The organism is Dyadobacter sp. UC 10, from assembly GCF_008369915.1.
Taxonomy (GTDB): Bacteria; Bacteroidota; Bacteroidia; order Cytophagales; family Spirosomataceae; genus Dyadobacter.
The window spans coordinates 368,101-379,922 of sequence record NZ_VSRN01000001.1 but is presented as its reverse complement, the minus strand read 5'-3'; the positions used below and the strand labels follow the sequence as shown (position 1 = coordinate 379,922).

General features: G+C 49.0%; 6 protein-coding genes. 4 read left to right on the top strand and 2 right to left on the bottom strand.

Annotated features, from left to right (window positions below; translation table 11 throughout):
* Positions 1-26 precede the first annotated feature (26 nt).
* The 4 genes from FXO21_RS01325 (at position 27) to FXO21_RS01310 (ending at position 7,255) form a co-directional block, all read left to right on the top strand.
* Positions 27-899: a helix-turn-helix domain-containing protein gene (locus tag FXO21_RS01325; protein WP_149638406.1), complete on the top strand. Its 873-nt coding sequence runs from the start codon at positions 27-29 to the stop codon at positions 897-899.
* A 174-nt stretch (positions 900-1,073) separates the two neighbouring features.
* Positions 1,074-2,522, top strand: a complete 1,449-nt coding sequence (locus FXO21_RS01320) for a c-type cytochrome domain-containing protein (protein ID WP_149638405.1) — start codon at positions 1,074-1,076, stop codon at positions 2,520-2,522.
* Positions 2,522-5,764, top strand: coding sequence for a DUF1553 domain-containing protein (locus FXO21_RS01315; protein ID WP_149638404.1), 3,243 nt, complete (start codon positions 2,522-2,524; stop codon positions 5,762-5,764). The genes FXO21_RS01320 and FXO21_RS01315 overlap by 1 nt, the downstream gene beginning before the upstream one ends.
* 6 nt (positions 5,765-5,770) lie before the next feature.
* Positions 5,771-7,255, top strand: coding sequence for a DUF1501 domain-containing protein (locus FXO21_RS01310; RefSeq protein WP_149638403.1), 1,485 nt, complete (start codon positions 5,771-5,773; stop codon positions 7,253-7,255).
* A gap of 140 nt (positions 7,256-7,395) precedes the next feature.
* On the opposite strand, the gene infB is transcribed toward FXO21_RS01310, so the two are convergent.
* On the bottom strand, positions 7,396-10,446 hold the full coding sequence (infB, locus tag FXO21_RS01305; protein ID WP_149638402.1) for a translation initiation factor IF-2: 3,051 nt from the start codon (positions 10,444-10,446) through the stop codon (positions 7,396-7,398).
* A gap of 75 nt (positions 10,447-10,521) precedes the next feature.
* Positions 10,522-11,763 carry a transcription termination factor NusA gene (gene nusA / locus FXO21_RS01300; protein WP_149638401.1) on the bottom strand — a complete coding sequence of 414 codons (1,242 nt, stop codon included), beginning with the start codon at positions 11,761-11,763 and terminating at the stop codon, positions 10,522-10,524.
* Between the last annotated feature and the right edge of the window lie 59 nt (positions 11,764-11,822).

The following is an 11,822-nucleotide window of genomic DNA, read 5'->3' as shown; positions in this document are numbered from 1 at the left end:
CCTTTCCAGAAACAGAATGATGTCGGATGTTACAAACAGTTTATAAATCTACATTCTCTCTTTTAAATGCGGATCTCGTAAAGTTGGACACCAAATGGTCTTACAAAAAAGTGATCAGCCCTTTTTACAGATTATACCTGATCACGGGTGGGCATGGGTGTATTTCTGATGGTCTGTCATCCATGACGTTGGAGAAAGGTTATATTTATCTGATCCCCAGTTTTATGCTTTGCAATTATGATTGCGACGAGTATCTGGAACAATATTACATGCACATTTACGAGGAAAACCCAGATGGTTTCTCATTGTTTGGATCAAATCGGAAGCTGTTCAAAATTGAGGCGCAGCCGACTGATTTGAATAATATGAAGCGAATTATAGAACTAAATCCTGGACGCGATTTAAAAAAATCCCACAATCCCTGGGATTACGAAAAAGAAAGTGTGATCCATTCCTATCATGAAATGAACAGGAAAGCATCGATTTCATCCTATCTGGAAACGATGGGAATTATAATGCAAATGATGTCCCGATTCGTCACGGCGGATCATTTCGATTTTCCCGAGACCAAAGTAATTCCTTCTAAAATACTGGACACTGTTAATTACATCCAGACAAATCTGGCCAAAGAGCTTACAATAGAGCACCTTGCAGAGCGGGTCCACCAAAATGCCGATTATTTCTCGAGGACTTTTCAAATACATACCGGAATGCGGCCCATTAATTACATTCAGCATAAGCGGGTAGAGAGAGCTCAGTTTATGATGCTTACTTCCGGTATGTCATTGTATGAAATTGCCATAGAGACAGGGTTTGGAAGTATTTCGTATTTCTCACGGGTTTTCAAAAGAATATCCGGACAAAACCCAAGTGACTACAAAATCGGTAACCATTTCTAGACATAACCACCGAAATCCTGTCATCTGGCAAGGTATTCTGCTGAAAAGGTCGGATATGTTAAAGAATGTATCCGGTTCGTGAAACGGTTTTGGTTGTTATTTTTTCAATTTTGTTTATCACTTTATGTAGTTCCGGACGCCGGATTTTTAAAGTACCATTATTTCAAGTTTAGTATGTTTAATGTAGAGTCCATAGGGCGCCTTCATCCGCTGTTGGTACATCTTCCGATTGGCATTTTGCTCTTCGCAGCGGCGCTGATGGTCTTCGGACGGATCACGAAATCCGACCTGGGTGCAGCTGTTTCATTTGCCTGGGGTGCCGGAGCGCTGATGGCTTTTTTCTCTTGCGGGGCAGGATGGCTGCTGGCCCAATCGGGAGATTACGATGCAGATATGGTACAGGTCCACCAGTGGACCGGGCTGCTGACCGCCGCACTTGGAACGGTGACTTTTTTTACTAAAAAATACCGGTGGATACCAGCCTTTGCCACAGTGATCGTACTCAGTATCGCCGGGCATTATGGAGGAAACCTGACCCACGGGGAAGGTTATCTGTTTCCAAATGGGGAAGAAGCCTCGCAGGTGGAACAAGCTACTAAACCATTGGAAGAGCAGGTGGCGGCAGTCTCGGACTCGACAGGCAAGAAACTAGTACGTCGCACATTCGTTTACAGGGACCAGGTTGTCCCCGTTTTGAAAAGCAAATGTTACAACTGTCATTCGGCAACCAAAAAGAAAGGCGGGCTCCGGCTCGATACGGAAGCATTCATCAAAAAAGGTGGTAAGAACGGCAGTGTGCTGGTGGCGGGTAATCCTGCAAAAAGTAAGCTGTTCACCTATTTGCTACTGCCCGAAGGCGACGAACGGCATATGCCGCCCAAAGGTAAATTGCAGCTCACTCGGCAGGAAATCGCCATTGTACAAAACTGGATACGCAGGGGGGCATCATTCAAAGAGGAGATTGAGGTGATTGAGGAAACTAACGGCGGTCAAACGATTGCAGCCATGCCACTACCGCCATTACTTGCAGACACGATGGAAAGCGTTGCTGCTGCTCCCGAAAAGCCGGATTTGGAAACGACATTATTAAGCACGCCAGTGAATGCGGCAGACCAGCAAATTTTACAAAAACTAAAAGCTCAGCAGGTTACACTCACGAAAATGGCCACGGGCAGCGAGTATTTGTCAGCCAATTTTGTGAATACCAGAGATTTTAATCCGGAGACGGTGCAGTCACTGAAAGGCATCGAAAACCAGGTGGTACGGCTGCGGCTGACGGGCCAGCCGATACAGGATAAGGATGTGAGGCATTTGGCACAATTTAAAAACCTGACCAGGCTCAATCTGGAAAACACAAAAATCACAGACAGTTCGCTCACACTGCTGGCTGCATTGCCCAACCTGGAACATCTGAACCTGTACGGCACCGCCGTCACCGACGAGGGCCTGGGCAAACTGGCCGCCAGCCCAAACCTGAAAGTGGTGTATCTATGGCAAACGAAGACAACGCCGGAAGGTGTGAAGCGGCTTTTGAAAGCCAGGCCTGACCTTAAAGTGGAAACGGGTACCCAGCAGTTTGTAAAGCCGGATACCAGTAAAGTACTGACAAACAATAGTAAGTGATGATCAAATATCTGATGTTTTTATTGGCAGGCTTGCCTTTGTGGCTTTCTGAAAGCCCTGGCGGCAAGGATGTTAAAGTGCCTGCGGACGTGGCGGCTGAAATGGCGAAGCTGCCGGCCCAGCTCGACTACAACCGGCATGTAAAACCAGTCCTCTCCGACAAATGCTTTGCGTGCCACGGGCCGGATAAGGCCAAGCAGAAGGCCGGCCTCAGATTGGATATGTCAAAAAACGCTTTCGGGCAGCTACCGGAAAGTCCCGGAAAAGTGGCGATTAAGCCGGGTGACTGGGCAAAAAGCGAAATGGTACACCGGATACTTTCGGACGATGCTGAATATAGAATGCCGACACCGCAATCGCACCTTACGCTCGATGCCCGCGAAAAGGCGGTACTATTGAAATGGATCAAAGACGGCGCGGAATATAAACCGCATTGGGCATTCGTAAAACCGCAAAAAGCAGCAGTACCTGCTCCAAAATCTGCAACTGAATGGGCCATTAACCCTATTGATAATTTCATACTTGCTGGCCTCGAAAGGGAGGGACTCCGCCCGGCAGCGGAGGCGGATAAAGAATTGTTGCTGCGCAGGCTATCGCTGGATATTACCGGCCTGCCTCCGACGATCGAGCAGCTGGATGCATTTGTTGCTGATAAAAATCCCGACGCTTACGAAAAACAGGTAGACAGGCTGTTGGCTTCGCCCCATTACGGGGAGCGGATGGCGGCCGACTGGCTGGATGCAGCCCGCTTTGCGGATTCGCACGGCTATTCGACCGACAGGATGCGGGACATGTCGCCCTACCGCGACTGGGTGATCCGCTCGTTCAACCAGAACATGCCTTACAGCGATTTCATCCACCAGCAGCTTGCCGGTGATTTGATGAAAGGCCCGGGGAATAGCGCTCCCACCAGGGATATGCTGATTGCCACAGCATTTAACAGGCTGCATCAGCAGAATGGAGAAGGTGGAATTGTGGAGGAGGAGTTTCAGACGGAATATGTGATGGACCGCGCCAATACGGTAGGGGATGCCTTTATGGCGATTTCGTTTGGTTGCGCCCGGTGCCATGACCACAAGTATGACCCGGTTTCCCATCAAAATTATTACGAACTGTTCAGCTTTTTCAACAATGTGCGCGAGGCAGGCCAGATCGCCCATAATGAAGACCTGCCTACGCCAACGCTGATGCTCCCCGATGAAAAACAGGAAAAGTTGATGCAGTTCATGCGGTCTGCGATCACGGAGAAAGAAGCAAAAATAGCTGGCACCAATACCTCGGCAGGTTTTGAGCAATGGCTAGCGGCTGGCAATTATCAAAAACTTGTATCTGAAACCATCCCGAAGGAGGGCTTGCAGGGGTTTTATGATTTCGAAGATTCCCTCTCAAATGCTGTTAACAAGCAACAGAAGGGCGCTATGAAACGTGATGCAGGAGACAAAGACAAGCCTGTATTTGAGAAAACCGCACGGGGGCAGGTACTTCTTCTGAATGGCGACAGCTACGCGGATTTAAAGGATGTCGGTCTGTTCCGCAGGTCGGAGCCATTCTCGATCGGCATGTGGGCCTGGTTCCCTAAGGATTTTAAAGAGGGGGTTATTTTTCACAAGAGCAATGCAGAGCGGCTGTACAACTTCAAAGGTTATCATCTGTTGATGAAAAATAATGTACTGGAAATCAGCATGGCGCATACTGCACCTTCCAATGCGATCACCCGCCATAGCCGCCTGCCGGTACCACGCGAAAAATGGGTGCACCTGACGATGACCTACGATGGCTCGTCCACTGCACAAGGTTTCCGGCTCTATCAGGATGGGGCCGAGGCGCCGATGGAAACGGTGATCGATCAGCTTTATAAGGATATTATTTTCTATCAAAAAAATGAACCTGCATTGCAAATAGGGGGGTGGTGGCGCGGACTGGGCTTCAAAGGTGGGAAAGTGGATGATATTGCCGTTTATAACCGCAACCTTACCCCTTATGAAGCGCGCATACTTGCAGGTAAGGCAGCCTGGGAAAATATGGCAGGTAAAACTGCGAACGCTCTGACTGCCAGCGAAAAGGAAAGTTTAAAAGCATATTACCAGCAGGTAGCCGATCCGGCATTGCAAACCGAAAGGCAGGAACTGCGCAGGTTACGAATGGCTTACGACGATTCGACCAAAAATGTCGCGGAGATTATGGTCATGCAGGAAATGCCCAAGCCAAAGAAGTCCTTTCTGCTCGAACGCGGCCAGTACGACATGCCTGCGCAAGAGGTTTTTCCAAACACGCCGGCGGCAATACTGCCATTCCCCGACAGTCTGCCTAAAAACAGGCTCGGACTTGCTAAATGGCTGACAAATAAAGAAAACCCTTTGACCGCCCGGGTAGCAGTGAACCGTTTCTGGCAAAACTTTTTCGGAGTGGGACTGGTAAAAACGGCGGAGGATTTTGGCAACCAGGGTGCATTGCCCAGCAACCCCGAGCTGCTCGACTGGCTTGCGATCAAATTTCAGCAGGATTATAATTGGGATGTAAAACAGTTGATCAAACTGATGGTGATGTCGCGAACTTACCGGCAGGACTCGCACACGAGCCCTGAGCTTTTGGAAAAAGACCCGGATAACCAGCTGCTGGCTCGTGGACCGTCGGGCCGACTGACGGCCGAAATGATCCGTGACAATGCGCTGGCGGCGAGTGGTCTGTTAAACCCCAAAATAGGAGGGAAGAGCATTAAACCCTACCAGCCCGAGGGGTTGTGGGAGATCAACAGCATGACTTACAAGGCAGACACCACCGATGCAGTGTACCGGCGAAGCGTATATGTGGTTGTGAAGCGCTCGGTACCCAACCCGACACTTGCCACCTTCGACGCTTCGTCCCGCAGCAGCTGCATTGTGAGACGGCAGCGGACGAATACCCCGCTTCAAGCCCTGGTGACGCTCAACGACCCCACTTTCCTGGAAGCAGCCAAGGTAATAGGAGAGAAAATGGCGAAAGAGCAGGATGCCGGAGCGGCAATCGTGCAGGCTTACCGGAAACTGACCGGCAGAACCCCGCAGCCGAAAGAAATCGGGATACTTGAAAACCTCAGAAAAATGGAGCTCGATCAATTTACTTCCAGTCCGCAAAAGGCAAAGGGCTGGCTGCAATCAGGCATGTACAAGATCGATCCGTCCCTTGATCCGGCAGCGGTTGCCGCCAATGCGGTGGTAGCGATTACCATTTTAAACTCAGATGCCACACTGACTAAAAGATAAACAGCAATGAGCGCACATCATGATGAACCATTCCGCCTGCATACCCCTGACCTGGCGGATTTGAACCAAAAGCTCGACAGGCGGGCGTTTTTCCAGCGTACTGCTTCGGGCCTGGGCGCACTTGCGCTTGGTAGCCTGATGGGGAATTCGGCAGAGGCATCACCTATGAGTGAAGAGAAGCTGGAATCGATCCGGCGGCAGGTTGCACCTAAGGCCAAACGCGTGGTTTACCTGTTTATGGCGGGCGGCCCGTCGCAGTTCGAAACCTTTGATTACAAGCCCAAGCTTGCCAATATGCTGGGAAAAGGATTGCCGGATTCTGTCAGAGGCGGCCAGCGGCTTACAGGAATGAGCGCCAATCAGGCGAACCTGCCGATTGCGCCTTCGCTTTATAAGTTTGATCAATATGGTAAATCCCGCGCCTGGGTGAGCGAGCTGTTACCTTATACGGCGCAGGTGGTCGACGAGCTTTGCATGGTGAAATCACTTTTCACCGAACAGATCAACCACGATCCGGCTATTACCTTTTTTCAAACCGGGCACCAGCTTCCGGGCAGACCTTCGATCGGCTCGTGGGTGAGCTATGGGCTGGGCTCGGAAAACCAGAATTTGCCTGCATTTATTGTTTTAGTTTCCAAAAATGCATCCAAGGACCAGCCGCTCTATGCGCGGTTGTGGGGTAATGGATTTCTGCCATCCGAACACCAGGGCGTTCAGTTTCGCTCTGGCAAAGACCCGGTATTGTTTTTAAATAACCCCGAAGGTTACGACGGCACCGACCGGGGGAAAATGCTGGAATATCTTACGCAGCTTAACCAGGTGCAGAATGAAAGCTGGGGTGACCCGGAAGTCAATGCGCGCATTTCTCAGTATGAAATGGCTTTTCGGATGCAGACCTCGGTACCGGAGGTAATGGACACTGCCGGTGAACCCGATGAGGTGTTTGAACTGTACGGATCTGACAGTCGTGACAAAGGAAGCTATGCGGCAAATTGTTTGCTGGCCAGGAAATTACTGGAAAAGGATGTGCGGTTCGTGCAGCTATACCACCAGGGTTGGGATCATCACGGATCGCTGCCGAAAGGAATGGTCAAGCAATGCAAGCAGGTTGACCAGGCCACGGCCGGGCTGATCGTGGATCTGAAACGCCGCGGTATGCTGGAAGACACGCTTGTGATCTGGGGCGGAGAGTTTGGCCGGACGGTTTATTCGCAGGGGAAACTATCAGCTGCGGATTACGGTCGTGACCATCATCCGCGATGCTTTACGATGTGGATGGCCGGGGCGGGGGTAAAGCCGGGTTTCAGTTATGGACAGACCGATGATTTTAGTTATAACATCATTAAAGACCCCGTGCATGTACATGACGTACAGGCGACCTTGCTTCATTTGCTTGGTGCGGACCATGAACAGCTGGTGTACAAATACCAGGGGCGGCGATTCCGGCTTACGGACGTTCACGGAAGAGTGGTCAATGAAATTTTAAGCTGAGCGAGCACCATTATCATCATGATAGATGCAGAACTGTGCGACGCAGCACAACTTTTTTAAGTCGCGGAAGCAAAAAATCCCAGCCGTATCAGCAGCTGGGATTAGTCTTAAACTTTACATCTCAATCTTTAAGCTTTTTCTCAAAGCGTTCTTTTCACTTCGCGAAGCTCGAAGCTTTCGATGATATCACCTACTTCGATATCATTGTAATTTTTGATGCTCAGACCACATTCATAACCGTTTCTAACCTCCTGAACATCATCTTTGTAACGTTTCAGTGAGTCGATTTCTCCGGTATAAAGTACGATACCATCTCTAACGACACGGATCTTGTTGTTGCGTTTCACATAACCATCTGTTACGTAACATCCTGCAATCGTTCCTATGCGGCTGATTTTGAATACCTCACGGATCTCGATATTACCTGTAATGATCTCTTCGATTGTAGGCGCAAGCATACCTGTCATCGCGTCCTTGATTTCCTCAATTGCATTGTAAATAACTGAGTAGTGACGGATTTCGATCTGGTCCTGTTCTGCCATTTTCTTGGCATTCGAAGACGGACGCACCTGGAAGCCTACAATAATCGCGTCGGCTGCAATGGCCAGGTTAACATCCGATTCGGATATCTGACCAACGGCCTTGTGGATTATATTTACCTGAACCTCGTTAGTCGAAAGTTGCAGCAATGAGTCGGAAAGCGCTTCAACCGATCCATCAACGTCACCTTTAACAATCAAATTCAGCTCACGGAAACTACCAATCGCTTTCCGGCGACCAATTTCTTCCAGGGTGATGTGTTTGCGGGTACGGATCGACTGCTCCCTTTGAATCTGCTCACGTTTGGTGGCGATATCACGCGCATCGCGCTCGTTTTCGAAAACATTGAAACGGTCACCCGCCTGTGGCGCGCCATTTAAACCAAGTAACTGAACTGGTGTGGATGGTCCGGCAGTTTTTAGCTTCTTACCAAGATAGTCGGTCATCGCTTTCACTTTACCGAAATGCGCCCCGGCCAGAACAACGTCCCCAACCTTTAATGTACCCGTTTCAACAAGGATTGTTGTCACATATCCGCGTCCCTTATCCAGGGATGCTTCTACTACAGTACCTATTGCACGGCGATCCGGATTGGCTTTCAGTTCTAGCAATTCTGCTTCCAGAAGCACTTTTTCCAAAAGAAGATCAATACCAAGACCAGATTTGGAAGAAATTTCCTGGGTTTGGTATTTACCACCCCATTCTTCCACCAGGATATTCATATTGGCAAGCTCTTCCCGAATTTTTTCGGTATTAGCTCCCGCCTTATCTATTTTACTGAATGCAAAAACAATAGGGGCTCCGGCAACCTGGGCGTGATTAATCGCCTCGCGTGTTTGTGGCATGATGCTATCGTCTGCTGCAATCACGATGATTACAACGTCAGTAACTTTTGCTCCACGTGCACGCATCGCCGTAAATGCTTCGTGACCAGGGGTATCCAGGAAAGTGACCTGCTTACCGGTTTTGGTTTTAACACTGTAAGCTCCAATGTGCTGCGTAATTCCACCCGCTTCGCCACTTGCCACGTTTTCCTGGCGGATATAGTCGAGCAGGGATGTTTTACCGTGGTCGACGTGACCCATTACTGTCACAATCGGCGCTCTTTCTATCAGGCTTTCTTCTGTATCAACTTCTTCAACAACGTCGTTTTGGACTTCTTCTTCGGCAGAAATAAACGCTACCTCAAAACCAAATTCGTCGGCGATGAAAGTAATTGCTTCTGCATCAAGGCGCTGGTTGATTGAAACGAACATACCCATGCTCATACATACTGAAATTACCTCTTGAACGGTAACATCCATTAGTGAAGCCAGGTCATTCGCTGATACGAATTCTGTGACGCGCAATACTTTTGTTTCCTCTTCACCAAGGCCGTTTGGATCGTTCTGATCTGCGCGGTCACGACGCCGGGCACCTTTGCCACGCGCCATATTCCTGGTGTTTCCACCGCCCATCCGGGCCATGGTTGCTTTGATATTATCAGAAACTTCTTTGTCAGAAACTTCTTCACGTCGTCCTCCTCCTCTACGGTTATTGGTGCTGCCAGCACGATTTCCTGGGCCTGTACGGGCGTTGGCCTGCTGTGTACCTGGCTGTGCGGGCGTAGTGCCTGATGCCGGTGCATTCTGTCTGTTTCCAGTTGCAGAAGCGCCTGGTGTTCTTGCAGTTGTCGACGTAGCATCTGTTGTAGTAGTTGCCGGCTTGTTCTCACCGGGCGCTACCGATCCGTCACGGATACGCTTACGCTTCCTTCTGCGTTTTTTATCGGCTGCTGAGTCGCTGGACGCAACAGGGTCTTTCTTTTTAGCCTTGTCAGAGGGCAGCTCGATTTTACCGACAACGCGAAGTCCTCGTAGCTGTTCGCCACGGGCCTCGATGAGGTCGGAACCTGCTGGCTCAGCGTCGGCGGTTTCAGCTTGTGTAATTGCGGGCTTTTCAGCTTCAACCGGGCTTGTTGCAGCGGCTTCTGCGGCAATAGCAGGTTTCTCCGCTTCTGGCTGAGGTTCCGCTGCCGGTTTTGGTTCAACAGCCACTGGCTCGGGAGCTTTTGGAGCTTCCACAGGAACAGCAGGTGCTTCTGCAATTTTCTCAACCTCTGGTTTTGGAGCAACCGGTTCGGGTTTTTCAACCGCTTTCGCAGCAGGGGCTGCTACTTCCGGCTCTTTAGCAGCGGGAGCAGCAACAGGTTCAGGTGCAGAAGCTGGCTTGGTTTCTTCCACAGGAGCTGCCGGTTGTGGCTGGACAGGGCGTTTTTGATCCAGATCGATCTTGCCGACAACCTTGATGCCTGGCAACCTGTTTTCAATAGCAGGCTGAGGTGCAGCTGGTTTCTCCTCTTCTACTGCTTGTTTTTCCTCAGGCTTCTGGGCATTACGGAAATACAGAATCCCGTCAACATCACTTTTGACCTTATCCTCTTTTATTTCAACAGGAGCTTCTACCGGGGCAGGTTTATAAGACAATGAAGACCGAAGGTCATCAGACTTAAAATCCTTGGCCAAAAACTCGATTTGATCAGAATTAATTTTGGTATTTGGATTACTTTCCACCTTATACCCCTTGGCAGACAGATGATCCACGATCGTAGTAATTCCCACGTTCAGGATCCGTGCCACTTGGCTAAGGCGCATCATTTTATCTTCTGCCATATTAGCAATTAATAGAAAAAAAGTTTTGCATTATCGCAAACCCGGTCACTTTGGCCGGGCGTGCCAGTTATTGTATTATTCAAATTCTTTCCGAAGTATTTCCAGTACTTCTTCGACTGTTGCTTCTTCCAGGTCGGTCCTTCTTACCAATTCATCGCGGTTGAGGGCCAATACGCTTTTAGCGGTATCTAAACCTATCTTATGCAGTTCACTGATAATCCATTCGTCGATCTCGTCAGAGAATTCGGTCAAGTCAACGTCTTCGTCATTTTGCTCTTCGACATCTCGGAACACATCAATTTCCATTCCAACCAGCTTACCGGCAAGTTTGATATTCTGCCCTCCTTTCCCGATTGCCAGCGATACCTGGTCAGGTTTCAAAAATACCGAAACCCTCTTCGCATCGCGATCGATCTGCATGGAACTTACTTTGGCAGGGCTCAGCGCTCTGCTGATGAGCAGTTCCAGATTGTCTGTATAGTTGATTACGTCAATATTCTCATTTCCAAGTTCACGAACGATCGAGTGGATCCGAGACCCTTTCATACCAACGCATGCACCCACCGGATCAATTCTGTCATCATAAGACTCAACGGCCACTTTCGCGCGCTCACCTGGTTCACGTACAACTCGTCTTACCGATATAATCCCGTCATAGATCTCCGGAATCTCTACTTCAAAGAGCCTTTCTAAAAAAACAGGGGACGTTCTCGACAAGGTAATCTTTGGTGATCCATTGTTCATTTCCACTTTGTGGATGACGGACTTAACAGACTCGCCTTTGCGGAACCGGTCTTTGGAAATCTGCTCGTTACGCGGAAGAGAAAGTTCGTTTCCTTCCGGATCAACGATGATTACTTCATGACGCAATGTCTGATAAACTTCTCCGGTAATCATTTCCCCAACCTGATCCTTGTATTTTTCGAACATGATTTCCTTTTCCATGTCCTTGATTTTCTGGATCAGCGTCTGACGCGCAGTTTGCACAAGCCTGCGGCCGAATTCGATGAGTTTCACTTCTTCGGCCACTTCTTCACCTACTTCAAAATCACCCTGGATTTTGCGCGCCTCGGCAAGAGGAATCTTATTATAGTCCCAGATATCCTCTGAGTTGTCGTCAACGATCTCCCTGGTGCGCCACATTTCAAGGTCGCCGCTTTCAGGGTTAATAATTACATCAAAATTGTCGTCCGTACCATATTTCTTACGAATCATGGTACGAAATACCTCTTCTAAAACGCTGATCATGGTTGGCCGATCAATGTTTTTAGAGTTTGCAAACTCCGCGAATGATTCAATTAATATTCCGCTATCCATTGCTTATTTAAAGAATATTTGCTGATACTAAGTTATACATATTATGTCATTGATTACAA

Coding starts and splice junctions, on each gene's coding strand:
- nusA (WP_149638401.1), bottom strand. CDS start 11,763: ATGGATAGCGGAATATTAATTGAATCATTCGCGGAGTTTGCAAACTCT.
- FXO21_RS01315 (WP_149638404.1), top strand. CDS start 2,522: ATGATCAAATATCTGATGTTTTTATTGGCAGGCTTGCCTTTGTGGCTT.
- FXO21_RS01325 (WP_149638406.1), top strand. CDS start 27: ATGTTACAAACAGTTTATAAATCTACATTCTCTCTTTTAAATGCGGAT.
- FXO21_RS01310 (WP_149638403.1), top strand. CDS start 5,771: ATGAGCGCACATCATGATGAACCATTCCGCCTGCATACCCCTGACCTG.
- infB (WP_149638402.1), bottom strand. CDS start 10,446: ATGGCAGAAGATAAAATGATGCGCCTTAGCCAAGTGGCACGGATCCTG.
- FXO21_RS01320 (WP_149638405.1), top strand. CDS start 1,074: ATGTTTAATGTAGAGTCCATAGGGCGCCTTCATCCGCTGTTGGTACAT.